General features: G+C 62.6%; 28 protein-coding genes. 12 read left to right on the top strand and 16 right to left on the bottom strand.

Going from position 1 to position 25533, the window contains the following annotated elements:
• Nucleotides 1–67 precede the first annotated feature (67 nt).
• A complete protein-coding gene (gene cysK, locus H045_RS04180; protein ID WP_015371513.1) occupies nt 68–1042 on the bottom strand; it encodes a cysteine synthase A in 975 nt (324 codons plus the stop codon).
• A 124-nt stretch (nt 1043–1166) separates the two neighbouring features.
• Here cysK and H045_RS04175 point away from each other — a divergent pair, with 124 nt between their 5' ends.
• From H045_RS04175 to H045_RS04165, 3 genes are all read left to right on the top strand, one after another.
• Nucleotides 1167–2243, top strand: coding sequence for a DUF748 domain-containing protein (locus H045_RS04175; protein WP_015371512.1), 1077 nt, complete (start codon nt 1167–1169; stop codon nt 2241–2243).
• Between the two features lie 111 nt (nt 2244–2354).
• The gene (locus tag H045_RS04170; RefSeq protein WP_003234019.1) at nt 2355–3200 is read left to right on the top strand and encodes an AAA family ATPase; all 846 of its coding nucleotides are present in this window, start codon (nt 2355–2357) and stop codon (nt 3198–3200) included.
• A complete protein-coding gene (locus tag H045_RS04165; RefSeq protein ID WP_015371511.1) occupies nt 3200–4378 on the top strand; it encodes a vWA domain-containing protein in 1179 nt (392 codons plus the stop codon). The genes H045_RS04170 and H045_RS04165 overlap by 1 nt, the downstream gene beginning before the upstream one ends.
• A gap of 552 nt (nt 4379–4930) precedes the next feature.
• Here H045_RS04165 and H045_RS04160 read toward each other — a convergent pair.
• From H045_RS04160 to H045_RS04150, 3 genes are read right to left on the bottom strand one after another with little or no spacing between them, the layout of a single operon-like run.
• The gene (locus tag H045_RS04160) at nt 4931–5473 is read right to left on the bottom strand and encodes a DUF2937 family protein (RefSeq protein WP_003234017.1); all 543 of its coding nucleotides are present in this window, start codon (nt 5471–5473) and stop codon (nt 4931–4933) included.
• Nucleotides 5474–5484: 11 nt separating this feature from the next.
• Nucleotides 5485–6261 (bottom strand): class II glutamine amidotransferase, encoded by a 777-nt coding sequence (locus H045_RS04155; protein ID WP_003234016.1) that lies wholly within the window; start codon nt 6259–6261, stop codon nt 5485–5487.
• A 21-nt stretch (nt 6262–6282) separates the two neighbouring features.
• Nucleotides 6283–6813: a hypothetical protein gene (locus tag H045_RS04150; protein ID WP_015371510.1), complete on the bottom strand. Its 531-nt coding sequence runs from the start codon at nt 6811–6813 to the stop codon at nt 6283–6285.
• Nucleotides 6814–6837: 24 nt separating this feature from the next.
• On the opposite strand from H045_RS04150, the gene H045_RS04145 reads away from it, so the two are divergent.
• Nucleotides 6838–8883 carry a S9 family peptidase gene (locus H045_RS04145; protein WP_015371509.1) on the top strand — a complete coding sequence of 682 codons (2046 nt, stop codon included), beginning with the start codon at nt 6838–6840 and terminating at the stop codon, nt 8881–8883.
• Here the strand turns inward: H045_RS04145 and H045_RS04140 are convergent.
• Entirely contained in the window at nt 8880–9164 is a 285-nt protein-coding gene (locus tag H045_RS04140; protein WP_015371508.1) for a hypothetical protein, read from the bottom strand. The two genes, H045_RS04145 and H045_RS04140, sit on opposite strands and share 4 nt — an antisense overlap.
• Nucleotides 9165–9242: 78 nt before the next feature.
• On the opposite strand from H045_RS04140, the gene H045_RS04135 reads away from it, so the two are divergent.
• Nucleotides 9243–9929 carry a spermidine synthase gene (locus H045_RS04135; protein ID WP_003234007.1) on the top strand — a complete coding sequence of 229 codons (687 nt, stop codon included), beginning with the start codon at nt 9243–9245 and terminating at the stop codon, nt 9927–9929.
• Nucleotides 9930–10155: 226 nt separating this feature from the next.
• Here the strand turns inward: H045_RS04135 and H045_RS04130 are convergent, their stop codons facing one another.
• Nucleotides 10156–11070, bottom strand: a complete 915-nt coding sequence (locus tag H045_RS04130) for a ParB/Srx family N-terminal domain-containing protein (protein ID WP_015371507.1) — start codon at nt 11068–11070, stop codon at nt 10156–10158.
• Nucleotides 11071–11167: 97 nt separating this feature from the next.
• Between H045_RS04130 and H045_RS04125 the strand changes: the two genes are divergently transcribed.
• The 3 genes from H045_RS04125 to H045_RS04115 all read left to right on the top strand — a co-directional run bounded on the left by H045_RS04125 (nt 11168) and on the right by H045_RS04115 (nt 12588).
• Nucleotides 11168–11542, top strand: a complete 375-nt coding sequence (locus H045_RS04125; RefSeq protein ID WP_003172528.1) for a YajD family HNH nuclease — start codon at nt 11168–11170, stop codon at nt 11540–11542.
• Between the two features lie 160 nt (nt 11543–11702).
• Nucleotides 11703–12170: an RNA methyltransferase gene (locus H045_RS04120; protein ID WP_003189607.1), complete on the top strand. Its 468-nt coding sequence runs from the start codon at nt 11703–11705 to the stop codon at nt 12168–12170.
• Nucleotides 12171–12237: 67 nt separating this feature from the next.
• A complete protein-coding gene (locus H045_RS04115; protein WP_003234003.1) occupies nt 12238–12588 on the top strand; it encodes a YgaP family membrane protein in 351 nt (116 codons plus the stop codon).
• 76 nt (nt 12589–12664) lie between these two features.
• Here the strand turns inward: H045_RS04115 and H045_RS04110 are convergent, their stop codons facing one another.
• The 6 genes from H045_RS04110 to H045_RS04085 all read right to left on the bottom strand — a co-directional run bounded on the left by H045_RS04110 (nt 12665) and on the right by H045_RS04085 (nt 17627).
• On the bottom strand, nt 12665–13885 hold the full coding sequence (locus H045_RS04110) for a hypothetical protein (RefSeq protein WP_015371506.1): 1221 nt from the start codon (nt 13883–13885) through the stop codon (nt 12665–12667).
• Between the two features lie 13 nt (nt 13886–13898).
• Entirely contained in the window at nt 13899–14348 is a 450-nt protein-coding gene (locus tag H045_RS04105; protein ID WP_003233999.1) for a YcgN family cysteine cluster protein, read from the bottom strand.
• A gap of 92 nt (nt 14349–14440) precedes the next feature.
• Nucleotides 14441–15373, bottom strand: a complete 933-nt coding sequence (locus H045_RS04100; protein ID WP_003233997.1) for a D-2-hydroxyacid dehydrogenase — start codon at nt 15371–15373, stop codon at nt 14441–14443.
• Between the two features lie 108 nt (nt 15374–15481).
• Complete coding sequence (locus H045_RS04095; protein ID WP_003233996.1) at nt 15482–15775, bottom strand: YcgL domain-containing protein; 294 nt, start codon at nt 15773–15775, stop codon at nt 15482–15484.
• Nucleotides 15772–16905 carry a ribonuclease D gene (gene rnd / locus H045_RS04090; RefSeq protein WP_003233994.1) on the bottom strand — a complete coding sequence of 378 codons (1134 nt, stop codon included), beginning with the start codon at nt 16903–16905 and terminating at the stop codon, nt 15772–15774. The genes H045_RS04095 and rnd overlap by 4 nt, the downstream gene beginning before the upstream one ends.
• A gap of 122 nt (nt 16906–17027) precedes the next feature.
• Nucleotides 17028–17627 carry a class I SAM-dependent methyltransferase gene (locus tag H045_RS04085; RefSeq protein WP_015371505.1) on the bottom strand — a complete coding sequence of 200 codons (600 nt, stop codon included), beginning with the start codon at nt 17625–17627 and terminating at the stop codon, nt 17028–17030.
• 140 nt (nt 17628–17767) lie between these two features.
• On the opposite strand from H045_RS04085, the gene H045_RS04080 reads away from it, so the two are divergent.
• Both H045_RS04080 and H045_RS04075 read left to right on the top strand, forming a co-directional pair.
• A complete protein-coding gene (locus tag H045_RS04080; RefSeq protein ID WP_003233992.1) occupies nt 17768–18541 on the top strand; it encodes a transporter substrate-binding domain-containing protein in 774 nt (257 codons plus the stop codon).
• A gap of 50 nt (nt 18542–18591) precedes the next feature.
• A complete protein-coding gene (locus H045_RS04075; protein WP_015371504.1) occupies nt 18592–19431 on the top strand; it encodes a cache domain-containing protein in 840 nt (279 codons plus the stop codon).
• A gap of 45 nt (nt 19432–19476) precedes the next feature.
• Here H045_RS04075 and H045_RS04070 read toward each other — a convergent pair whose 3' ends face one another.
• Nucleotides 19477–20994 (bottom strand): MDR family MFS transporter, encoded by a 1518-nt coding sequence (locus H045_RS04070; protein ID WP_173664748.1) that lies wholly within the window; start codon nt 20992–20994, stop codon nt 19477–19479.
• A gap of 65 nt (nt 20995–21059) precedes the next feature.
• Complete coding sequence (gene pobA / locus H045_RS04065) at nt 21060–22244, bottom strand: 4-hydroxybenzoate 3-monooxygenase (RefSeq protein WP_186750957.1); 1185 nt, start codon at nt 22242–22244, stop codon at nt 21060–21062.
• A gap of 190 nt (nt 22245–22434) precedes the next feature.
• On the opposite strand from pobA, the gene H045_RS04060 reads away from it, so the two are divergent.
• Nucleotides 22435–23301, top strand: coding sequence for a helix-turn-helix domain-containing protein (locus tag H045_RS04060; protein ID WP_003233988.1), 867 nt, complete (start codon nt 22435–22437; stop codon nt 23299–23301).
• A gap of 69 nt (nt 23302–23370) precedes the next feature.
• On the opposite strand, the gene H045_RS25180 is transcribed toward H045_RS04060, so the two are convergent.
• Both H045_RS25180 and H045_RS04055 read right to left on the bottom strand, forming a co-directional pair.
• A complete protein-coding gene (locus H045_RS25180; protein ID WP_003233987.1) occupies nt 23371–23547 on the bottom strand; it encodes a hypothetical protein in 177 nt (58 codons plus the stop codon).
• Nucleotides 23548–23635: 88 nt separating this feature from the next.
• Nucleotides 23636–24541 (bottom strand): LysR family transcriptional regulator, encoded by a 906-nt coding sequence (locus H045_RS04055; protein ID WP_015371502.1) that lies wholly within the window; start codon nt 24539–24541, stop codon nt 23636–23638.
• Nucleotides 24542–24646: 105 nt separating this feature from the next.
• Between H045_RS04055 and H045_RS04050 the strand changes: the two genes are divergently transcribed.
• A complete protein-coding gene (locus H045_RS04050; protein ID WP_015371501.1) occupies nt 24647–25513 on the top strand; it encodes an MBL fold metallo-hydrolase in 867 nt (288 codons plus the stop codon).
• The last annotated feature ends 20 nt before the right edge of the window (nt 25514–25533 follow it).

Genomic DNA, 25533 nt, shown 5'->3' with positions numbered 1-25533 from the left:
TATGCAGAAGGCCCCGGCTGACCGGCTGACACAAATCAAACCCGGTGATAATTGGGACAGGTGAACATCAAGCCTGGTTTTCCTGGTCGGTAAACAAATCACTGAACAACATGCTCGACAGGTAACGCTCACCGGAGTCCGGCAGGATCACCACGATGGTCTTGCCCTGCATCTCCGGTTTCTCGGCCAGACGCACGGCCACGGCCATCGCCGCGCCGCAGGAGATACCGCACAGGATGCCCTCCTCCTGCATCAGGCGCCGGGCCATGGCCTTGGATTCCTCGTCGGTCACCAGCTCAACGCGGTCGACCATCGACAGGTCGAGGTTTTTGGGCACGAAACCGGCGCCGATCCCCTGGATCTTGTGCGGACTCGGCTTGATCTCCTCACCGGCCAGCGCCTGGGTGATCACTGGCGACGCCATCGGTTCGACCGCCACCGACAGAATCGGCTTGCCCGCCGTGTGTTTGATGTAGCGCGACACCCCAGTGAGGGTGCCACCGGTGCCCACGCCCGCCACCAGCACATCTACCGCGCCGTCGGTGTCGTTCCAGATTTCCGGGCCGGTGGTTTTCTCGTGGATGGCAGGGTTGGCCGGGTTTTCGAACTGGGCCGGCATGAAGTAAGTGGCCGGGGCGCTGGCGACGATGTCAGCGGCCTTGTCGATGGCGCCTTTCATGCCTTTGGCCGGTTCGGTCAGCACCAGTTCGGCGCCCAGGGCCTTGAGCACCTTGCGCCGCTCGATGCTCATGGACGCCGGCATGGTCAGCAGCAGCTTGTAGCCACGGGCGGCGGCGACAAAGGCCAGGCCGATACCGGTATTACCGGACGTGGGTTCGACAATGGTCATGCCTGCCTTGAGCTTGCCGCTGCCTTCAGCATCCCAGATCATGTTCGCGCCAATGCGGCACTTCACCGAATAGCCTGGGTTGCGCCCCTCGATCTTCGCCAGGATGGTCACGCCACGCGGCGCAATGCGATTGATCTGAACAAGAGGCGTGTTACCGATGGAGTGCGCGTTGTCTGCAAAAATGCGGCTCATGACGGGTCCTTTGGGCAATGTGAACAAGGCCACAAGGGTATGCCCCAGGCTTTGAGGCGTCCAGTCGGCGGAACGTTGCGCCTGCTGCGGCAGTCCACACCCTATCTGCACGGAGGAGCCTTTCATGAAACGTCGCTACAGCTGGCCGCTTTGGACCATCGCCGCCCTGGTGGTTTTCCTGGTGGCCGTGAACATTGCCCTGCCCTACCTGGTGCGCAACTACCTGAACGAAAAGCTCGCCAATATGGGTGATTACCGTGGCGAGATTGCCGACGTGGACCTGGCCCTGTGGCGCGGCGCCTACCGGATCAACGGCCTGCAGATCGTCAAGGTGGACGGCAAGGTGCCGGTGCCCTTCGTCAAGGCGCCGCTGATCGAGTTCGCGGTGAGCTGGCATTCGCTGTGGTACGACCATGCGGTGGTCGCCGAGGGGCATTTTGTGCGTCCGCAAATCAACTTCGTCGACGGTGGCGCCAACAAGGCCGCGTCCCAGACCGGTAAGGGCACCGACTGGCAGGAACAGCTGAGCAAGCTGCTGCCGATCACCCTCAACGAAATGCGCATCGAAGACGGCAAGATCGCGTTCCATAACTTCACGTCCAAACCACAGGTCAATATCAATGCCACCGGGGTCAACGCCAGCTTCTACAACCTGACCAACGTCGTCGACGTGGAAGGCAAACGCGACGCACGGTTTGAAGGCAAGGCGCTGCTGCAAGGCCAGGCCCCACTGGAAGCCAACGCCACCTTCGACCCGCTCAGCGACTTCGAGGAGTTCGAGTTCCGCTTCCGCGCCCGCGACCTGCAACTGACGCGCATGAATGACTTCGCCTCGGCCTATGGCAAGTTCGACTTCAAGGCCGGCACCGGCGATGTGGTGATCGAAGCCCAGGCCGAAAAAGGCCAGTTGCGCGGCTATATAAAGCCGCTGCTGCGCGATGTGGAAGTGTTCGACTGGCAGCAGGATGTCGAAAACAAGGACAAGAATATCTTCCGTTCGATCTGGGAAGCCGTGGTCGGCGCCAGCGAGACGGTGCTCAAGAACCAGCGTGAAAATCAGTTCGCCACCCGTGTGGAATTGAGCGGCAGCGTGCATCAGCAGAATATCAGCGCGTTTGGCGCAGTCATCGCGATTCTGCGCAACGGCTTCATCCAGGCCTTCAATGCACGTTACGAACAACCCAAGCCCAGCGCAGATTGAAAAAGGCAGGAGGTGTGACCGCCCATTCAGAGACTGAATAACCCGTCTGCGTTCACAGTCGCCGGGGCCGCGCGGTATAGTCCGGGCATTGATGAATCCGAGGACACACCGATGAAGTTCGAAGGCACCCAGGCCTATGTGGCTACCGATGACCTGAAACTGGCCGTCAACGCCGCGATCACCCTGGAGCGGCCGCTGCTGGTCAAGGGCGAACCGGGCACCGGCAAAACCATGCTCGCCGAACAACTGGCCGAATCCTTCGGTGCCAAGCTGATCACCTGGCACATCAAGTCCACCACCAAGGCCCACCAGGGCCTGTACGAGTACGACGCGGTCAGCCGCCTGCGCGACTCGCAGCTAGGCGTGGACAAGGTGCATGACGTACGCAACTACCTGAAGAAGGGCAAGCTGTGGGAGGCCTTCGAGGCCGAAGAGCGGGTGATCCTGCTGATCGATGAAATCGACAAGGCCGACATCGAATTCCCCAACGACCTGTTGCAGGAACTCGACAAGATGGAGTTCTACGTCTACGAAATCGACGAGACCATCAAGGCGAAGAAACGCCCGATCATCATCATTACGTCCAACAATGAAAAAGAGCTGCCGGACGCGTTTCTGCGCCGCTGCTTCTTCCATTACATCGCCTTCCCCGACCGTACCACCCTGCAGAAAATCGTCGATGTGCACTACCCCGACATCAAGAAGGACCTGGTCAGCGAAGCGCTGGACGTGTTCTTCGACGTGCGCAAAGTGCCCGGGCTGAAGAAGAAGCCCTCCACTTCCGAACTGGTCGACTGGCTCAAGCTGTTGATGGCCGACAATATCGGCGAAGCGGTGCTGCGCGAGCGTGATCCGACCAAGGCCATTCCGCCCCTGGCCGGCGCGCTGGTCAAGAACGAGCAGGACGTGCAGTTGCTGGAACGGCTGGCTTTCATGAGCCGTCGCGGTAATCGCTGATGCTGCTCAACCTGTTCAATGAAATGCGCGCCGCCAAGGTGCCGGTGTCGGTGCGCGAGCTGCTCGACCTGATCAACGCACTCAAACAGCGCGTGACCTTCGCCGACATGGACGAGTTCTACTACCTGGCGCGGGCGATTCTGGTCAAGGACGAGCGGCATTTCGACAAGTTCGACCGTGCCTTCGGCGCCTATTTCAACGGTCTGGAAAAGCTTGACGACCACTTGCAGGCGCTGATCCCTGAAGAGTGGCTGCGCAAGGAGTTCGAACGGTCGTTGAGCGATGAGGAGCGCGCGCAGATCCAGTCCCTCGGTGGCCTCGACAAACTCATCGAGGAATTCAAGAAACGCCTGGAAGAACAGAAAGAACGCCACGCTGGCGGCAACAAGTGGATCGGCACCGGTGGCACCAGCCCGTTCGGCTCCGGCGGCTATAACCCGGAAGGCATTCGCGTGGGCGATGCCGGCGAGCGCAAGGGCAAGGCCGTGAAAGTGTGGGACCAGCGCGAGTACAAGAACCTCGACGATCAGGTGGAGTTGGGCACGCGCAACATCAAGGTTGCCCTGCGCCGCCTGCGCAAGTTCGCGCGCCAGGGTGCGGCCGAAGAGCTGGACATCGACGGCACCATCGACCACACCGCCCGCGACGCAGGCCTGCTGAACATCCAGATGCGCCCGGAGCGGCGCAACACCATCAAGCTGTTGCTGCTGTTCGATATCGGCGGCTCGATGGACGCCCATGTGAAGATCTGCGAAGAGCTGTTCTCCGCGTGCAAGACCGAGTTCAAGCACTTGGAGTACTTCTACTTCCATAACTTCGTGTATGAGTCGGTGTGGAAGAACAACCAGCGCCGCACTTCGGAGCGCACCGCCACCCAGGATCTGCTGCACAAATACGGCGCCGACTACAAAGTGATCTTTATCGGCGATGCGTCGATGGCGCCGTACGAAATCACCCAGGCTGGCGGCAGCGTCGAACACTGGAACGAGGAGCCGGGCTATGTGTGGATGCAGCGCTTCATGGCCAAGTACAAGAAGCTGATCTGGATCAATCCGTACCCCAAGGACACCTGGGGCTATACGGCGTCGACGGCGATTGTGCGGGAGTTGGTGGAAGACCAGATGTACCCGCTGACGCTGCGCGGGTTGGAAGAAGGCATGCGCTTTCTATCCAAATAACGGTGGGAGTCCCCACTACCTCTTCGACGTAGCGCTGTCGCGCAGCAAACTGGGGCCTTTGTGGCGAGCGGGCTTGCCCCAATGCCGTTCAGTTAAGCGTAAACCCCTGTGGGAGCGGCGCTGCGACTTGCCGGCGAAAGCGCTGGGTCAGTTAGCCTCAATATTTGCTGGACTACCGCCTTCGCAGGCAAGCCAGCTCCCACATTTTGTACAGCGTTCGGCAAACCATTTCGGTCGGCTCTCAGGCCGCCGCGCTCTTGATCTTGATCTTAGGCGCCCCGTCAAACACGCTGGCCGAACGCAGGCTTTGGAGCGTGGGTAACCCGGCAGGACGCCGGGTTAGCCGCGCTGGGGCGCAGCGCCCCCGATCAAGGAAAACGCGGTGTACCTGACACTGCCCGGAGCACGGTTTTGGGGCTGCTGCGCAGCCCAACGCAGGACAAGCCTGCTCGCCACAGGAAACTGGATGCGTGAAATTTCAGGTTTTAAATCCAAAAGTTATTTTGTATTTGATAAGAGGGGGCTTGCTCCCACAGTGGGCCGAGCCGCTATTTAAAGGCCTTTGAGGTCACGCTCTTCAATCGGCCGGCTCTGGCGCAGACGCTTGCCGCCCAGCACCACCCAGTCGATCAGGCGAAACAGGCATTCGATGCCGAACGACAACAGCATCGCCCCACCCAACCCCCAGCCCATCGCTTCGGGCGTCAGCAGGATCTGATAACTGTAGCCATTCCAGGTCTCCTGGCGAATGTCCGGGTCGGCGGCTACCGCCACTTGCAAGGCACGGATGTACCAGGGGCCTTGCATGGCCTGGAACTGCTTGTCCAACGCAAGCTGGCGGTCAAGCATGGCGCCCAGGCTGTTGGCATCGCTCTGGAACACCGGGTCATCACTGGCCCGGTAATGGGCCACCAGCGCCTGCAAGTCGCCCTTGAAAAACTGCTGCGCTGTAGTCTCGAACCCGCGCAGGCCGGTCTGGGCTTCGATCAGGTGGGCCTCAACGCGCTTGGCATAGTCGTTGATGAACCCGGGCACCTGCACACCGACCAACAGGCCAATGGCAAACAGCACCAACCGCAGATAGCTGAGCAACATGGTCGATATCCTTACTCGGTAACGCCCTGACTGACGCATTCACCGCGTCGCCACAGGCTCCATTGGCCCGGTTCGTAGCGGGTCCAGTTTTCATTGTCGGTCAAGGGTTCGGTGGCGATCACCGTCACCACATCATTGGGCGTGGTTTCGGCCTGAAAATCGACAATCACGTCGACATCCTTCAAACGTGCAGGGCCAAAGGGTGCGCGTCGGGTGATCTGCGCCAATTTAGTCGTGCAATAGCAAAACAGCCAGTCGCCGTCGCTGAGCAGGCAGTTGAACACACCCTTGCTGCGGTATTCGGTGCAGGCGGCAATCAGGTCGGGCAACACCTGCTCGATGTCCACCGGCTCCGGGAAGGCTTCGCGCACACGGTTGAGCAGATCACAGAAGGCCGCTTCGCTGTCGGTGTCGCCCACCGGGCGGTAAAAGGTGGCGCGCGGGTTGAACTGCGCCAGTTGACCGTTGTGAGCGAAACACCAGTTGCGTCCCCACAGTTCGCGCACGAACGGGTGGGTATTGGCCAGGCTGACCTTGCCGACATTGGCCTGGCGGATATGCCCGATCACCACTTCGCTCTTGATGGGATAACGCTGCACCAGCAGTGCGACTTCCGACTCGCTGCTCGCCGCCGGGTCCTGGAACAGGCGCAGACCACGGCCTTCGTAAAAGGCGATGCCCCAACCGTCGCGGTGCGGGCCGGTGCGCCCGCCGCGCTGCATCAGCCCGGTAAAGCTGAACACGATATCGGTGGGGACGTTGGCACTCATGCCCAATAATTCACACATGCCAGGGCTCTCGCTGCAACGTTAAAGGCGCGGTTCGACCCGCGTGCCGCTGGCGGGTGCCGGACGGTGGAAAGGCTCGTCGTCTTCGGCCGGCTCCTGCGCCAGCGCCGCATCGAACGCGGCCTTGCGCTCGCGACGCGCGTTGGCGGCGCGCTCCATGGGCCAGCGGATCAACACGATGACGATATACACGGCAAAGACGATCATCGTGTACATGAACAGATCGGAAATCGCCCGCCAGGCGTTGTTGCCGACCTTGAGCACCAGGTCCAGGGCGGTGATGGCCACGGCTGGCGCGAACTGGGTCTTGACCGGGTCGACGATGGTCGGGCTGAACAGCAGCACCGCCATCAGCAATTGCAGCGGCTCGCGCAGCCAGCGCCAGATCCAGCGGGTCATGCGCCACCACACCAACAGGCAGCCCAATGCGGCGAAGGCGTAAAGGCCCCAGGCAATCAGATAATCGTTCTCGGTCATGGTGTCCATGGCAAGGCTGGCAAAGAGGCGGCTATGATAACGGCTTTTGCGTGTCGCGGCTGCAATGCCTGCCACCGTCCGCCAGACAGAGAGTGATCCATGTCCCTATCCAACGCTCCGATCGCCCGCAAGGCCCCAGGTCCAGACCCGTACGCCTGGTTGCAGGAACGCGACAACGCAGACGTCCTCGACTACCTCAAGGCCGAAAACACCTGGCAGGAAACCCAGCTCGCCGACCAGCAGGCGCTGCGCGACACGCTGTTCGAGGAAATCAAGGGCCGCATCCTCGAGACCGACCTGTCGCTGCCCTCCCCGTGGGGCCCGTATCTGTATTACACGCGCACCACCGCCGGCGACGAATACGCCCGCCACTACCGCTGCCGCCGTCCCGTCGACGACAGCCATCAGGTGGATGAAAGCAGCGAAGAACTGCTGCTGGACCCGAACGCGCTGGCCGGTGGCGGCTTTTTCTCGTTGGGCGCCTTCAGCATCAGCCCCGACCATCAGCGCCTGGCCTACAGCCTCGACACCAGTGGCGAAGAGGTCTTTACCCTGTATGTGAAGGAATTGTCCTCAGGCAAGGTCAGCGAACTGGAATTCCAGGACTGCGACGGCAGCATGACCTGGGCCAATGACAGCCTGACCCTGTTCTTCGGCGAACTGGACGACACTCACCGCCCGCACAAACTCTATCGCTATCGCCTGGATGGCACGGCGGCGCAGGAAGTGTTCCACGAGCCTGACGGCCGATTCTTCCTGCATTGCTACCGTTCCAGCTCTGAACGCCAGTTGCTGCTGGCCTTGGGCAGCAAGACCACCAGCGAAATCTGGGCGCTGGACGCCGACCAGCCACACCTGGATTTCACCTGCCTGGCGCCACGGGTCGAGGACCATGAATACGATGTCGATCACGGCCAACTGAATGGCGCGTGGACCTGGTTCATCCGCAGCAACCGTGACGGCATCAACTACGCACTGTTCGTGGCGACCGACATTGGCGACGTGCCGACCGAAAGCGAGTGGCAGAACCTGATCCCCCACAGCGATGAGGTGATGCTCGACGGCGTGAGCTTGAATGCCAGTGCCATGACCCTGAGCCTGCGCATCGGCGGACTGCCGGTGATCGAAGTGCACCCGCAGGGCCTGCCCGCCTATCGCGTGGAATTACCCGACGCCGCCTACAGCCTCTACGTACAGAACAGCCTGGAATTCCCCAGCGACAGGATCCGCCTGCGCTATGAAGCCCTCAACCGCCCGGCCCAGGTGCGTCAGCTGGAACTGGCCAGCGGCGCGCAGCAGGTACTCAAGGAAACCCCGGTACTCGGTGTGTTCAATGCCGACGACTACGTCAGCCAGCGCCTGTGGGCCACCTCGGCCGATGGCACCCAGGTGCCGATCAGCCTGGTGGTCAAGCACGACCAACTGGGCAAGCCGACCCCGCTGTACCTCTACGGTTACGGCGCCTACGGCCAGAGCCTCGACCCGTGGTTCTCCCACGCGCGCCTGAGCCTGCTGGACCGTGGCGTGGCGTTCGCCATTGCCCACGTGCGCGGCGGCGGCGAGCTGGGGGAGGCCTGGTACCGCAACGGCAAGCAGGCACACAAGCAGAACACCTTCAGCGACTTTATCGCCTGCGCCGAACACCTGATTGCCGAGGGCCTGACCACCTCACGGCAACTGGCGATCAGCGGCGGCAGTGCCGGCGGTCTGTTGATTGGCGCGGTGCTCAACCAGCGCCCGGAGCTGTTCCAGGCGGCGATTGCAGAAGTGCCGTTTGTGGATGTGCTCAACACCATGCTCGACCCGGAGCTGCCGCTGACCATCACCGAGTACGACGAATGGGGCAACCCCGAAGAGCCCGAGGTGTATGCGCGCATCAAGGCGTATGCGCCCTACGAAAACGTCAGCGCCCAGGCCTACCCGGCGCTGCTGGTGATCGCCGGCTACAACGACAGTCGCGTGCAGTATTGGGAAGCGGCCAAATGGGTGGCCAAACTGCGCGACACCAAGACTGATGACAACCTGCTGCTGCTCAAGACCGAACTGGGCGCCGGCCACGGCGGGATGAGCGGTCGCTACCAGGGGCTACGCGATGTGGCGCTGGAATACGCGTTTGTGTTCAAGGCGCTGGCACTCGACGCTTAACCACCGGGGGTCTTTGGTTTGCTGTCGTTTTGCTGCAGGCCAGGCACCGTCTGGTCCTTGGGCGGCGTCGGCAACACGATCGGCACCAGCGCCGGCGAGCCGTCGGCGTTGGCCTTGGGCAACGCCGGTGGCGTCACCTGCGGGTACAGCGTCGGCGTCGGAGTGCCCGGCGCGCCTGGGGTTGACGCGGGGGCGGCCGGTACGCTTTGCGCCTCTTGCGCCTGCGCGGCACCCAATGTGAGCGCACCGAGCACAATGACCGTTAGAATGCTGCACTTCATCGATGGCTCCATGGCCTGACCGGAATGCCTCAAGGCTACTCCCAACCGCGCAAGAATGCCCTTCCCAATGAGATTTCCATGAAACGTTTCATTCTGCTCGACACCACCCCGATCCCTGACAACGGCGGCGCCTTGTGCCTGTTCGAATACGGCGAGGATTTTGTCATCAAGATCCAGGGCGGTGACGGCGGCCAGCTGATGAACACCCGCATGCACGGCTCCGAGGACGCCCTGGCGGAGATTCCCTGCCGCAAGGTGGCCGGTCGTCCCGGTTCGCGGGTATTGATCGGCGGGCTGGGCATGGGGTTCACCCTGGCCTCGGCGCTCAAGCACCTGGGCAAGACCGCCGAAGTGGTGGTGGCCGAGCTGGTGCCGGGCGTGGTGGAGTGGAACCGCGGGCCGCTGGGCGAAAAATCCGGCCGCCCGCTGCTGGACCCGCGCACCGTGATCCGCCAGGAAGACGTGGCCAAGGTGCTGCAGGCCGAACCCCAGGGCTTTGACGCGATCATGCTCGACGTCGACAACGGCCCCGAAGGCCTCACGCAAAAAGCCAACAGCTGGCTCTACTCCGCCGGCGGCCTGGCCGCGTGTGCCAAGGCCCTGCGACCCAAGGGCGTGCTGGCCGTGTGGTCGGCCAGCGCCGACAGACTGTTCAGCGACAAACTGCGCAAGGCCGGTTTCAAGGCCGAGGAGGTGCAGGTATTTGCCCATGGCAACAAAGGCACCCGGCACACCATCTGGATCGCCGAAAAACTGAAAGCCTGACGCCAGGCACCTCAAGCGCCTCTTATCAAAAGTATGGGTTGTGCATGAGCTATTTCAGGCAACCCTACCCCTGTGGCGAGCAGGCTTGCCCTGCGTTGGGCTGCGCAGCCGCCCCATACCAGGCGCTGAGCCGTATCAGGTATACCGCATGCGCCTTAATTGGGGGCGCTTCGCACCCCAACGCGGGGCAAGCCCGCTCGCCACAAAAGTCCCTGTCTGATCTGTTTCAGCGCAGGGATTTACGGTAGTCAAAAACATACGGCACCTTGTTGTCGAAGGTCTTCTCCAGCGCCTTGCGGTCCAGCGCCGTCTTGCCGCCCAACTGATGGGCGGTAAACCCGCTGTCACCCACCTTCGAGCCCGGCGCCAGGCTGACCATGCGTTTGGCCACGGCTTCGATTGCATCCTTGTAGCCGCCCTTGCTGTCCAGGTCGTACTGGCCCAGATCAACCTGGGTGCGCAGCCAGTCGCCCCAGTAAAACTCGAGAAATTCCGGCGCAATCTCGCCAGCGTCCGGCTTGCCATAGGCGGCCTTGCGGGTGAAATACACCAGGCTGCGAAAGGTGTCGTTCTGCAAGTGCTTGAAGCCCAACTGCGCTGGCAACTGCTCAGGCGCCAGGGTGCGGCCTTGACTGTCCTTGAGCCAGACCTTGCGCGCCGCCGCCATGCGTTGCCAGAAGGTGGTCATGTCCGGGCTGCTGCTGAAATCGTCAGTCACCCGAACCCACATTTTCAGCCGGGCACCGCCGCCGGGGACTTCCCACAGGGTGGTGAAGCTGTGGTGACCGTCGGTCAGGTACAACTGGCCGCCGGGGCCAATCACCACGGTTTTCATCTCTTCCGGGTGGGCGCCTACCGGGTCCTGGCAGGTAAAGCTTTCGGGGTGCTGCAGATCGGCCTGCTTCGGTACCTTTTTCGCTTCGCCCTGGCCGTTGGTTTCGCAGTACTCGTCGAACACCCTGGCCGGTTTGTCGGAGAACAAGCCGAGGCTGTAATAGATCTGGTCAAACCCCACCACGGCCTGGGTAGGATGCAGTTGTTCGAGGGCCACTTCGATAACTTGCCCCGGCCTGGGCGCAGAAACGGCGTGGGCAGTCACCCCACACAGCAGCAATGCAGCGATCCATGAATGCAGACGCATGAAGTTCAATCCTTATGGCTAAAGTGAAGCGGTTATTTAGCGCGCGAGCGGCTAGAATCCACGGTATCCGTGAACCCTCAAATAGCCAGGAGCCATGATGAGCTCGACCAACCCGCCCTCCCACACCGCCAAGCTGGACCGCATTCTCGCCGATGCCCAGCGCGACCGGGAAATGGGCTATCGCGACAAAGCCCTGAAAATGTACCCCCACGTGTGCGGCCGCTGCGCCCGTGAGTTTGCCGGCAAGCGCCTGAGCGAACTGACCGTACACCACCGCAACCACAACCATGATGACAATCCCCAGGATGGCTCCAACTGGGAGTTGCTGTGCCTGTATTGCCATGACAACGAGCACTCGCGCTATACCGACCAGCAGTATTTCGGCGAAGGCTCCACCAGCAGCCCGACGATTGCCAAGGCCACGCACAACCCGTTTGCGGCGTTGGCGGGGCTGATGAAGAAAGACAGCTGAACATCGTCATCGCCTGTACCGGCCCCATCGGGGGCAAGCCCCCTCCCACACTGCAATGCGTTCCAACGGTGGGAGGGGCTTGCTCCCAATAGCGATCGTGCAAGCACCGCATCACTTCAAGGCCGTATAATCGCGCTTTTTCGTCAAGGCACCCTTCCCCGTGGGCAATAAACGCTACAGCTGCATCGGTCTGTATAACCCCAAATCCCCCGAAAACGTCGGCTCGGTGATGCGCGCCGCCGGTTGCTACGGCGTGGCCTCGGTGTTCTACACCGGCGTGCGTTACGAGCGCGCGCGGGATTTCATCACCGACACCAAGAAGGTCCACCACGACATCCCGCTGATCGGCATCGATGACTTGAAGAAAATCCTGCCGCTGGGCTGCATCCCGGTTGCCGTGGAGCTGGTGGAAGGCGCTCGCCCGCTGCCCGAATACACCCATCCCGACCGCGCGCTGTATATCTTCGGCCCGGAAGACGGCTCGCTGGATAAAGAGATTCGCGACTGGTGCGAAGACGTGGTGTACATCCCGACCACTGGCTGCATGAACCTTGCCGCCACCGTCAACGTGGTGCTCTACGACCGCCTGGCCAAGGGCAACAACACCCGCTCGGGGCCCAAGTACTGATTTTTCGGGAACATCCGGCGCCGGCCAGCAGTCAGCTAGTTACACTAGCCCTTGTTGGAGACGGATCATGAGCGACAGCACACACCTGCGACCTATCATCGAGCACCTGCAGCCGGCCCCGCAGCACGAGCAAAACGTGCACGGCTGGGAACGCATCGGCTCGGTGGCCGGTGGTTTCATCATGCTGGGCAAAGGCCTGCGCCGTGGCGGTTTTCTCGGTCTGATCCAGGTGGCAATCGGCGGCGTGGCGCTCAAGCGCGGCTTTACCGGCCACAGTTCGCTCAAGGACAAACTTGAGCAGGGTCGCCAGGAGATGAACAGCCTGCGGACCAAGATCGAGCGCGCCGGCGAAGAGCTGAATAACCTTAAGACCAAAGCCGAAGTGGCGGCCGAGAAAGCGGTAAAAACCACCGGCTGATCAAGCTTGCAAGGCTGTTGAACATCCAAATGTGGGAGGGGACTTGCTCCCTCCCACATTTGTGTGTGCTTCCAGATCAGTGCAGCAGCTTGGAATCGAGCACCGTTGATGGCTCACCCATAATGCTCTCGGCCAGTTGCACAAATTGCGCGGTATTGACGCTGTCAGCCCGCATCACCGCCTGCGCCAGATCATCCAGGGACCGCTTGTTATGGGTCTTCACGCGGATCTCGCGGTCCAGCTCCTGCAGCACCAGCACCGCCCGCGCCACCGTGGCGCCGCTGACGTGCTCGCCGCGCAGGCTGGTCACGTCCTTGCCTTGCTTGCCCAGCCGCGCCTGTATCGCTGCGTAGCGCTCATCGGTAATGCCGCCGGCGCGGCGCATCAGTTCAATGGCATAAAATTCGCCGAACCCTTCGCTGATCCAGTCGCTGGTGTCGTGGTCATTGAAGCGCCCGATGGCCTGCACCACTTCACGCAGCAACGGGCTGCTGCCGCTCTCGCTCACCAACGGCGTGCGGCTGTTGAGGTAGATCGAGTCGCGCGCCGCAAACGCGCCGCGGCGCATCGGGTCGCTGGCGCCCACCACCAGCAGCTTGGCCGGGTGACGCGGGAACGCGGCTTCCACCTGGGGCCAGACGAAGGTCAGCAAGGTCAGCACATCCATCCGGCGCATGGCCTGGCCCTTGGGCGAGGCCACGGTGACGTCGGTATCCCCCAGGCGCACGCGGCGACTGCCGAGGGTGCCGGCGAGCATCCAGCCGGTGGGCCGGTCGAACAGGCGCGACACGTTGTCGATGCGGAACTTGTGCTTGCCGATACGCGGCCACGCGGTCTCGACGCTTTTCCAGCCGGGCGGCAGCTCGAACACCAGGCGCGAGACCAGTTCGACACCGTCCTGCTGGTCCAGGTGCGCGGTCGGCACCAGGTCTTCACCGCGAAACAGCGCCCAGCTCGGTGTCATCCGCGCCTCATAGGTGCCCGGCTTGCGCGCATGGCTCAGGCGCACGCGGTAGGTGAGGCTCGCCTTGTCGGCGTCGGGTTGCCACAGGCCACGGCTGCCAGTGATCTTCCACTGGCCGTCGGCCTTGAAGTCGCTGTAGTCACCCGCATGGCCCAGGTCGAAATTCAGGCTGCGCACCGCCGCACCATGGGACAGGCTCACGCGCACTTCGGCTTGATCGCTCTGGGGCAGCAGCTTGACGTGATAGTCCAGGTCGACTTTTTTCGCACACCAGGCCGAGCTGCTCATTGCCAGCAGCGCCAGGGTGGCCGTCAGCTTGATCACTTCCCTCATACCCACTCCTGGTTCAGCCCGCGCGGAAAATCAGGTGATCCTCCCAGTCGTCCTCGGGCACGCTGCCTTCGCTGAGCATGCGCCCGGACTGGGAAATGCGTTCGTGGTGCACAGCATCGCGGTCGCCACAGACCAGGTGGTGCCACAGCGGCAGGTCCTTGCGCTCGCTGACCAGCCGGTAGCCGCAGGTGGGCGGCAGCCATTTGAACTGGTCAGCCTGGCCCGGTGTGAGCTGGATGCAATCGGGCACCGAAGCCCGGCGGTTGGGGTAATCGGTGCACTGGCAGGTGTTCAGGTCGAGCAGTTTGCAGGCGATGCGCGTGTAATAGACGCTGTTGTCGTCTTCATCTTCAAGCTTTTGCAGGCAGCACAGGCCGCAACCGTCGCACAACGACTCCCATTCCTCCTGGTCGAGGTGTTCGAGGGTTTTGCGTATCCAGAAGGGTTCGACTTTGGCGGCCATGGCTCTGCATCGGTATCGGTAGGTGAAAAGGCCGCCAGTCTAGTGCCCAAGACGCCCGGAACCAAGCGCTGGCGACTGGCGGTGCTACAAGACTAATAACCGCGTTCGAAGTCCACTTCACCGCGCAGGGTTTCCCGAGCCTGATACGCGCGCAGGTTCTGCACGAACAAATCCACCATCATCGACGGCGAGGTCGGTGCCGAGCTGTGACCGGTCAGCAGCAGGCCCCAGGCGGTCCAGAACGGATGGCGCTGCGGCAACGGTTCCTGACGGCACACATCGATCACCGCGCCGGCCAGGTGCCCTTCTTTGAGCGCCTCGACCAGATCGGCGTCGACCACCGCCACACCGCGCCCGACGTTCATGAACACGCCCGTGGCCTTGAACTGCTTGAACAGCGCCGCGTTGTAGAGGTCGTGGGTTTCCGGTGTGTTGGGCAGCAGGTTGATCACGTAGTCCGCCTCCCCCACCAGCCGCTCCAGTTGATCGAGCGCGGCCACTTCAACGAACGGCGTCTGTTCCCGCGCGGTGCTGGCGATGCCGTACAGCTTCACGCCAAACGGCACCAGGAACTCGGCAACACGCTGGCCGATATCACCGGTGCCGACGATCAGCGCCGTGCGCCCCGCCAGGCTCTGGCCGGTGCGATTGTCCCACTTGCGCTCCACCTGGCTGACCAGACGCGCCAGCACTTCACGCTCATGGCCCAGCATGTAGGTGAGCACGAACTCGGCCATGACCTGGCCAAAAATGCCCACCGCCCGGGTCAGGCGATAGCCGCGCGGCAGGCCGTCGGCCAGCAGCGGCGTGATGCCGGCCCAGGTCGATTGCAGCCACTGCGGTTGATGGCCCTGGCGCAGCAGGGTCGCCAGCAGGTCCGGCTGGCCCAGCCACACCGGGCAATCGGCGGCCAGGCGCGAGAGTTCGGCCGAGTCGCCGCTGGTCAGCACCTCAAGGTCCGGCGCGGCGTCGCGCAGCAGTTGGGCGTAGAGCGGGTGATCCTGTTCAGCAATCAGAACACGCATGCTTAAAACCTTTCAAAAACAGTGCAGACGGCCGCCCGCGTCCTTGCGGCCACCGCCCACTCATTACGATTGCGTTGAAGAAAGTGCCCCAGGCAGGGCACCCACCGATTACATCGGGTCGTTGCGGCGCAGCAGCTCTTCGGGCAAGTGTTCGATGTACTCGTCCTCGGCCGGCGGCATTTGCAGGTGGTAACCCTGAGAATCGAGGTTTTCCAGCACCACCAGAATGTCTTCGCGCGACAGCTTGCGCTCCGGGGTCAGCACCATGTCGAAGGCGTGGTGCGGCTTGCCGAAGGCGGCCATCAGGGGCTCGGGCACACGCTCGAGGGCATCGCTTTTGAGCACGTAGAGGTACATGCCGTCTTTTTTCAGGCTGCGGTAGATGGAGCAAATACGTTTCAAGGCTGTTCTCCGGCAGAGGCCAGGCTGTCGAGCAGCGCCTGGCCCATCAACGCGCGGCGCCAGCCACGCAGCGAGTCGGGCAATGTATAGGGCCCATCGGGGTAGCCACTTTTGACCAGGGCTTCGAGGGTTTTCTTGCGCAGCATCAGCTCCGGCGCCATGTCCAGGCGCTCGGCTTCGGCCTGGCCGAGGGCGCGCAACTGCTTGATCAGCGTGGCGGCGTCTACCGGCAGCGGCTCGGCCACGGCCGGTGGCCATTGGTCCATGGGCACACTGGCGGCGCGCTTGATCAGGTCGAGCAGGAACGGGCCGTCCTGGCGCACGGTGCGCGGGTGCATGTCTTCGATCTTGCCCAGGGCAACCAGGTTGTCCGGCTGGGATTTGGCCAACGGCCACAGCGAGTGTTCGCGGATGATGCGGTTGCGCGGCAAATCGCGCGCCCGGGCCTGCTGCTCGCGCCAGGCGCACAGTTCACGCAGCACCGCCAGTTGCGCGCGGGACAGTTTCCACGCCAGCTTGGCGTCACGGTACAACTCGTAGGGGTCGATCTCGCGGCGCAGGTTGGCCACCAGTTCAGCGCCGTCTTCCAGCACCCAGGCGTATTTATCGTCGGACAGCTGCGGCCGCAGGCGGATGTAGACCTCGGCCAGGTGCACCGCATCTTCGGCAGCGTAGCTCACCTGGGTGTCGGACAACGGCCGCTGCAGCCAGTCCGAGCGGGTCTCGCCCTTGGGCAGTTCGATATCGAGCACGGCCTGCACCAGGCGCGAATAGCCCATGGAGAAGCCGAGGTTCAGGTAGGCAGCCGCCAATTGGGTGTCGAACAACGGCACCGGCAGGCTGCCAGTCAGGCGCAGCAATACTTCCAGGTCTTCGCTGCAGGCGTGCACCACCTTGATCACCGCCGGATTTTCCAGCAGGGCGGCCAGGGGTTGCCAGTTGTCGATGGTCAGGGGGTCGATCAGGTAAGCGCGCACGCCATCACCGATCTGGATCAGCCCGGCGATGGGATAAAAGGTGTCGACCCGCATGAATTCGGTGTCGAGGGCGACGAATGGCAACTGCTGCCATTCGGCGCAATGCTGGCCGAGGCTATCGTTGTCGCAGATCCAGTGAATATCGATGGCCACACGGCTCTCCCTTGAAGAATGGCGCGCAGTATATATCGCGAAAGGGCCTTGCGAGCATTCGCAGTGCACAGGCAATCATGAAAACTCGGACAGGCACTGAAGAATAGTCCGACAGGCGGGAGTTATCCCCTCTTACGCAGCACGTAAACCCGCCAGAGCCGGGAGCCCGGCATGAATTCCTGATGATTCAGGACCTTGAAGCCCGCCTGGCGAAATTCGCCTTCGACAGCGGTACGTGAGGGCACGGAGACAATCACGGTGTCGCGGCTGACCCGGTGAAACTCGCGCAGCAGCGCCAGCCGGCCTTCTGCGCTGGGCACATGGCGAAACAACTCCAGGCAGAAAATGCAGTCCACCGCATTCGCCGACAAGCCGATGGAAAACGCCGATCCCTGGAAGGTCTTGACCCGCTTGAGCAACGCCGCCGGGTGGTGGGTGAGCGCGTGGTCGAGCATGTCCTGGGAGTTGTCCGAGGCGAGGATCACGCGGTTGATGTGTTCGCCCAGCACCGGCCAGAAACGCCCCGACCCGCAGGCCAGATCGAGGATCAGGCCTGGCTCGCCGGCCACTTTCAGCGCCTGGCGCACCAGCCATTCGTCGCGCCACATCGCCAGGCGCCGCCGCAGTCTGGGCGGACGCGGGTCGCCGCAGACCCGCGCGTGTTCGCGGTCATAGCGCTGGGCGAAGTCAATCTCGATGGAGGATGGAGGTTGTGGCGACATCATGGGCTCATCAGGGTGGAACGGGAGTGAACGACCTTGATGGGCAGCTTAACCCGCGCAACGTGAAAAAAAGGTTGAAAGCCGCAGGCGGCGCGTCAATGCTCGCGCCTACAAAAAAACTGCCCCAAGGACCCGACCCCATGAAAGCTTCCCTGGCCCTGTGTGTACTGGCGTGCTCGGCCACCGCCGCCCTCGCCGACCCCGCCCCGTCACGCCTCGATGAGGTGATCCAGCGCGGCACGCTCAGCGTGTGCACCACCGGCGACTACAAGCCCTACAGCTCATTGCGCGCCGATGGCAGCTATGAAGGCATCGACATCGCCATGGCCGAGTCCCTGGCAAAGAGCCTCAACGCGAAGATCACCTGGGTACCCACCACCTGGAAAACCCTGATGCCGGACTTTCTCGCGCAACGCTGCGACATCGCCGTGGGCGGTATTTCGGTATCGCTGGAGCGCCAGAAAAAAGCCTTCTTCAGCGAATCCCTCGGCGTTGACGGCAAGATCCCGCTGGTGCGGTGCGCCGATGTGCAGCGCTACCAGACCGTGGAGCAGATCAACCAGCCGCAAGTGCGGGTGATCGAACCGGCAGGCGGCACCAACGAGGTGTTTGCCCGTGCTCACCTGGCCCAGGCGCAGATCCGCCTGCATGACAACGTGACGATTTTTGACGAACTGCTCGCAGGCAAGGCCGACGTGATGATCACCGACGCCAGTGAGGCGCGCTACCAGCAAAAGCTCAAGCCCGGGCTGTGCGCGGTCAACCCCGAGCGGCAGATGCAATACAGCCAGAAAGCCTTCCTGCTGCCGCGCGATGACGTGGCGTGGAAAAGCTACGTCGACCAATGGCTGCACCTGAGCGTGGCAACCGGGGTCTACGACGGCATCGTCAACCAATGGCTGGCGGCGCCCTGAGCCAAGTCCGACTACGCTCCTGTCACATCAATAATAATGAGGGATGAACCATGAAGGCATTGCTGCGAATCACCTGGCTGCTGCTGGTGTGTGCCAGCCAGGTGCATGCCGCGACGGCGCAGGAAGAAGACGCCGAGGCGGCCAAGGCGTTGCTGCAAAAAGCCCTGGCCTACTATCAGAGCAATGGTGACAAGGCCCTCGCGGCATTCAGCCGCCAAGGGGAGTTCGTCGACCATGACCGCTACGTGTTCGTGGTCGACACCCAGGGTGTGCTGCTGGCCAGTGGCGGCCCGTCCTCGGCCTTGATTGGCCGTGATGTATCCGAAGTGCTGGGCCCGGAGTTGCGCCAGTCGTTCAAGGACGCGCTCAAAGTGCCGGAAAACCAGGGAATGCAGCAGGCCGACTACCGTTGGCAGAACTGGAACGATGGCAAGGTCGAGCACAAGCATGTGTTTTATCAGCGGGTCGGCGAGCGCATTCTGGCGGTCGGCTATTACCTGCCACGGGCCACCCCGGAGCAGGCGCGGGCGTTGCGCAACAAGGCGGTGAACGCACTGGTGAAGGATGAGGCGGGCACGCTCAAGTCAATCAACTCGTTGCAAGGCGGGTTCCTGCAGGACGACCTCTACGTGTTCGTGGTCGACCTCGACACCCGGCGCTACGTGGCCCATGGCACCACGCTGCGGATGATCAACACCGACTTCAGCAAGGTCAAAGACCCGGATGGCAGACCCGTGGGCGAGCCGATCCTCAAAATGATGACCGAGCAGGACCAGGGCGAATACAAATACCGCTGGCAGAACCCGGTGACCGGCAAGGTCGAGAACAAGCATGCCTACGTGCGCAAGAGCGGGCATTTCATGGTGGCGGTGGGTTATTACAGCCCTTGATCCGAATTTGAAGGGCACTCCCCCATTTGGACCTTCGCGGGTCAGTCAGCCGGCTTTGTCTTCACGGCCGCGCAGCACAGCGTTAGGCATCGCAATGGCCGCCGCCAGGCCCAGCAACGACACCGCCGCACTCACCATCAGCAAATGCCGGAAGGTCACCGCCAGCTCCGCGCGCAGGGCATCCTGCGCGGGGCCGGGGGCGGCGTTGAGGCCGTCGAGCAGCACGCTGCCGGAACGGCCTTCAGCCGCCAGTGCGCCACTGGCCAGATGGGCGAAGCTGGAATCCTGCAACAGCGCCAGCAGCAGCGCCGACATGCACGCCACCCCCACCGCTCCGCCGAGGGAGCGGAACAGGTTGGTGGTGCTGGTGGCCACGCCAATGTCGCGTTGCGCCACCGAATTCTGCGTGCCCACCAGCGAGGTCGGAAACTGCATGCCGGCGGCGATCCCGCACAGCACCATGAACAGCGCCGTCAGCCCGACCGCCTGCGGCGCGCTCAAGGCCATGCCCAGGATCGCAAAGGGGCTCAACAGCGCGCCGCCAAGGATCATCGGCTTGTAGCGGCCGGTCACCGAGGTCAAGCGCCCGGCACAATAAGCGCCCATCGGCAGGCCCATCGCCAGCGGCAGCAGGTGCAGGGCCGCGCTGTCGGCACCCGAGCCAGTCACGGTCTGGTAACGCAGGGGCATCAGCACGGTCAGGGAAATCGCCTGGAAGCTGGTGATGAAAATCGTGCACCAGCACAGCACCGCGCTGCGGTTGGCAAACAGGTGCATCGGCAGCAACGGCTCGCGGGCACGGCGCTCGTGCCACACGAACACCGACAGCGCCACCAGCGCACAGGCCAGCAGGCCCAGCACCTCGGGGTCACGCCAGGCATGGCCCTGGCCGATTTCGGTGATGCCCAGCAGCAACGCGGTGAGACCGATGATCATCAACACGGTGCCCAGGTAATCGATGATCGGCTTGCGCTGCGGCGCCGGCAGCCCGCGCAGGGTGCGATGGGCCACGTACCAGGCGCCGGCGCCCAATGGCAGGTTGATCAGGAACACCCAGCGCCACGACAGGTACTCGGTCATCACACCGCCCAGCACCGGGCCGGCCACGCTGGCCACCGCATACATGCTGCTGAAATAGCCCTGGTAGCGCCCACGCTCGCGCGGCGCAATGATGTCGCCGATGATCGCCTGGCTCACCGAGATCATGCCGCCGGCGCCGATGCCCTGGAGAATCCGCGCCAGCACCAGTTGTTCCATGCTTTGCGCCATGCCACAGAACAGCGACGCCACGGTGAACAGGCCCATGCCGATCAGCATCATCGGCCGGCGCCCGTACAGGTCGCCGAGCTTGCCGTAGATCGGCACCGCCACCGTCATCGCCACCATGTAGCCGGAGATCACCCAGGCCAGCAGGTCGACGTCGTGGAACCGCGCGGAAATGGCCGGCATGGATACCGCGACAATGGTCTGGTCGAGCGCGCCGAGAAAGATCGCCAGCATCAGCGCGATGAGGATGCTGCGCACGGCGGGTACCGGTGGAACGGGCTGATTGAGCTGAGTCACGGCAGAACCTTCGAGCAGGGCCCGCAGGAAGAACGGCCTGCGGGAATGCTCGATACGATAGCAGGCTATTCGATAGCCTCGTAAGGAAGTCCGACGTAATTTTCCGCGATGGTCTGGCGGCCCGCGCGGGAGTGAATGAAGTACTCCAGCTCACTCTCGGCGATGCGTTGAGTGAAGCGGTCAGCCTCGGGAAACTGGTGCAGCATCGAGGTCATCCACCAGGAAAACCGCTCGGCCTTCCAGACCCGGCGCAGACAGATAGCCGAATACTGCTCCAGCAAGTCCACGCGCCCTTCGCCATACACCTTAAGCAGAATGCGATACAGCGTGCTCACATCGCTGGCCGCCAGGTTCAGGCCCTTGGCCCCGGTAGGCGGGACGATATGCGCGGCGTCACCCAGCAGAAACAGGCGGCCGTACTGCATCGGTTCCACCACGAAGCTGCGCAGCGGCGCGACGCTTTTTTCGAGGGAAGGACCGGTGACCAACGTTTCGGCCAGTTCAGTGGGCAGGCGTTTTTTCAATTCCGCCCAGAAGCGTTCGTCCGACCAGTCGCTGACCGGCTCGTCGGCGGGTACTTGCAGGTAATAACGGCTGCGCGTTGCTGAACGCATGCTGCACAGCGCAAAACCGCGTGGGTGCCGGGCGTACACCAGCTCCGGATGCACCGGCGGCGTGTCGCAGAGCATGCCCAGCCAGCCGAATGGATACACCCGTTCGAACACTTGCAGCGATTCGGCCGGGATCGACTGTCGTGCCACCCCGTGGAAACCGTCGCAGCCGGCGATGTAGTCGCAGTCCAGACGATACGTTTCGCCCTGATGCTCGAAGCTCAGCCAGGGTCGCTCGGTTTTCAGGTCATGGGGCTGCACCTCACGTGCCTCGTACAGCGTGGTGGCGCCGACGGCGGCGCGGGCAGCCATGAGGTCGCGGGTGACTTCGGTCTGGCCGTAGACCATCACCGACTGGCCGCCGGTGAGGTCCTTGAGGTCGATATGGGTCAGTCGGCCATTGAGTGCGAGTTCGAAGCCATCATGCACCAGGCCTTCGGCGTCCATGCGCTGGCTCACGCCGGCCTGGCGCAGCAGGTCGACCATGCCCTGTTCCAGCACCCCGGCACGGATGCGGCCCTGCACGTAATCGGCGCTCTGGCGCTCAAGAATCAGGGTCTGGATACCGGCGTTGTGCAGCAATTGGCCGAGCAGCAGCCCCGAAGGACCGGCGCCAATGATGGCGACTTGGGTTTTCAGCGTCTTCATTGTTTTTATCGCCTGCAAGTTCCACCACGAACGGATCGGGTGAAAGCGTTGTCATTGATCGTGCTGCTGACATTTTTCACTTGAGTGGCCGCAACAAGAAGGTGAAAACTGCGCCAAAGTCTGCGCTTTTTGCCAATCGGGGCGATTACCGCACCACTATCCTGAGTATCGGATTGAAACCATGAGCCAAACCGCGATTCCAGTCTTCAAGCTGTACGGGGAAAGCCAGCAATGGCCGACCCCCGATTTGCTGCACTGCGAAACCATTTCCCGGCGCAGTCGGGAATACCAGTGGGAGATCTCGCCCCACCGGCACGCGGACCTGTGCCAGTTGCTCTACGTGCACAAAGGCCAGGCGCATCTGGAAATCGAAGGGCAGCGCACCACCCTCAGCGAAGCGACCCTGCAGGTGCTGCCGCCGTTGTGTGTGCACGGGTTTCGGTTTGCCGAGGATGTGGAAGGTTACGTCGTGACCTTGTCCGCGCCGCTGATCAGCCATTTGCAGGGACAATTGGGCGCGACGGTCGACGGCTTGCAGACCCTGGGCAGCTATCCGGCCGGCAAGGACAGCGACTACCTCAATAGCCTGTTCGTACGTCTGCAAGATGAATACGTAAGCGAGCAGCCGGCTCGCGACATGATGATGCACGCCGTGGTCAGCGTGCTGCTGGTGTGGGTCAGCCGCCAGGCCATCCAGCGTCGCCACCCGCGTGCGCCCCGTGGGCGCGAGTATTTTCGGCGTTTTACCCAGTTGGTCGAGCAACATTATCGCGAGCATCCCAGAATCGAGGACCTGGCCCACAAGCTGGGGATCTCGGTGTCACACCTGAACGGCACCTGCCGCGAACTGGGCGGGCAGCCGGCGCTGCAGATCATGCACGACCGTCAGTTGCTGGAAGCCAAGCGCCTGCTGACCTATACCAGCATGACGATCAACGAAATGTCGGAGGTGCTGGGGTTTTCCGACCCGACAAACTTCTCGCGGCTGTTTCGTCGGCGGGTGGGGTTTTCACCGAAGGCGTTTCGCGAGCAACTCAAGTCGGAGTGACTTGCCACTGCATCACATGTGGAAGGGGGCAAACCTCCTCCCACAGGTTGCATCTTCGGTGTCTGGCTATCAGCGCAAGGCACTGAAACTGCCGGTGTGCGGCACGCATTGATCCTGGTGGCAGGTGATCGCGAAGCTTGGCTGCATGCGCGTTTGCTCGACACGGTAGGCCGCCGTGCCGTACAGCGCACTGGCCAGGGCGCAAAGGGCGAAAATCGTCAGGTACTTTCTGGTTTTGAGGGTCATGGCGCAGACCTCTGGATGACTGTTTGAAGCATAGGTCAGCCAGGGCGAGTTGCCATTATTGGGCGATATTCAAACCGTTTATGTCGACTTACAGACCGATGTCCCAGATCGGCTCCGCCGGAAACCGTTCCACCAGAAAATCCAGCAGGCTGCGCAGTGCCGACGGCATGTGTTTGCGCGAGGCATACACCGCGTAAATGTTCATTTGGCGGGGCTCGGCGTCGGGCAGCAGGCGCACCAGTTCACCGCGACGAATGCAGTCGCCGGCCTGGTAGCTGGGCAGCATCGCCACGCCGGCGCCGGCCAGCGTCACGCGCAGCAGGGTGCTGGCCTCGTTGGAGGTGATCGTGCCGGTGATGGGCACCGAGACGTGCTCCCCGCCTTCCTCGAAATGCCACAGGCTTTTGCCGAAGTAGGAATGGGTCAGGCAGTTGTGCCGGGCCAGGTCTTCGACTTTCTGCGGTGCCGGGTGTTCACGCAGGTAGGCCGGCGTGGCACACACCACCGAGCGGCAGACGGTGAGGCGCCGGGCGATCAGGTTGGGGTCCAGGTCATTGCTGGTGCGAATGGCCAGGTCGATGCGTTCGTCCACCAGGTTCACCGTGCGGTCGAGCATTTGCAGGTCGACGGTCACCAGGGGGTAGCGCTTGACGTAGGCGGCGATGGCGTCGGCCAATTGCGCCTGGCCGAACGAGGTACTCACGCTCAGGCGCAGCAGCCCGCGCGGGGCGTCATCCGGCGTGCCGACGGCGGCCTGCATGTCGCTGCACAGCTCCAGCAATTGCCGGCAACGCGGCAGGGTTTCGCTGCCGGCGGCGGTGAGGCTGAGCTTGCGCGTGGTGCGGTGCAGCAGACGCGCGCCGACGAAGTCTTCGAGTTCTGCCAGGTAGCGCGACACCACCGGGCGCGACAGGTCCAGGTGATCGGCGGCCGCCGACTGGCTGCCCAGCTCCACCACGCTCACAAACACCCGCATTGCTTGAAGACGATCCATGATCTGCCCGCTTTTAGAAACAAACTATGTCCCAGCATGGCATTTTTTGTGACGTTTCAGGCAACTAAGCTGTGCGCATTCCCTATCGAATGCAGGAGCTGCCCAATGTTCTCGACCTTCAAGCGCTTGACCCTGATGACCACCGCCCTGGCCTTCACCGCCCATGCCGCAGCGGCCGAGCTGAAACTCGACGTATACAACCCCGGTGAAGCGGCGATTTTCCCGGTGAGCTCGGTGCTGGTCAGCGGCGCCAAGGACGCAATCCTGATAGACGCCCAATTCGGCAAACGCCAGGCCGAACAGTTGGTGCAGAAGATCCGCGCCAGCGGCAAGCACCTGACCACCATCTACATCAGCCACGGTGACCCGGATTACTACTTCGGCCTCGATACCCTCACCGCTGCGTTCCCCGATGCCAAGGTGCTGGCGCCGCAGCCGGTGGTCGACCATATCAAGGCGACCGTGGACGGCAAGCTGGCGTTCTGGGGTCCGAAAATGGGCGCCGACAAGCCGGGCAAGACCCTCGTGCCGCAGGTGCTTGAGGGCAATAGCCTGACGCTTGAAGGCCAGCCGCTGCAGGTGATCGGCCTCGACGGCTCGCAGCCGGACCGCAGCTTTGTGTGGATTCCTTCGATCAAGGCCGTGGTAGGCGGTGTGGTCGTCTCCGAAAACATTCACCTGTGGATGGCCGACACCCAGGGCGCGCAGTCCCACAAGGATTGGCTGACCACCCTGCAGCGCATTCAGGCCCTGAAGCCGAACACCGTGGTCCCGGGTCATTACCTGGGTACGCCATCGCTGGCCTCCGTGGCGTTTACCGCTGACTACATCAAGGCATTCGACCTCGAAACCGCCAAGGCCAAGGACGCTGCCGCGCTGATCGCAGCCATGAAAAAACGTTACCCCGACCTTGCCGACGAAAGCTCGCTGGAACTGAGCGCCAAAGTCGCCAAGGGCGAAATGAAGTGGTGAAGCGTTTCTACCCTTAACCG

The sequence above is a fragment of the Pseudomonas poae RE*1-1-14 genome, from assembly GCF_000336465.1.
Classification (GTDB): Bacteria; Pseudomonadota; Gammaproteobacteria; order Pseudomonadales; family Pseudomonadaceae; genus Aquipseudomonas; species Aquipseudomonas poae.
The sequence above is the reverse complement of the archived record's forward strand: the minus strand, read 5'-3'. Positions and strand labels throughout refer to the sequence as shown.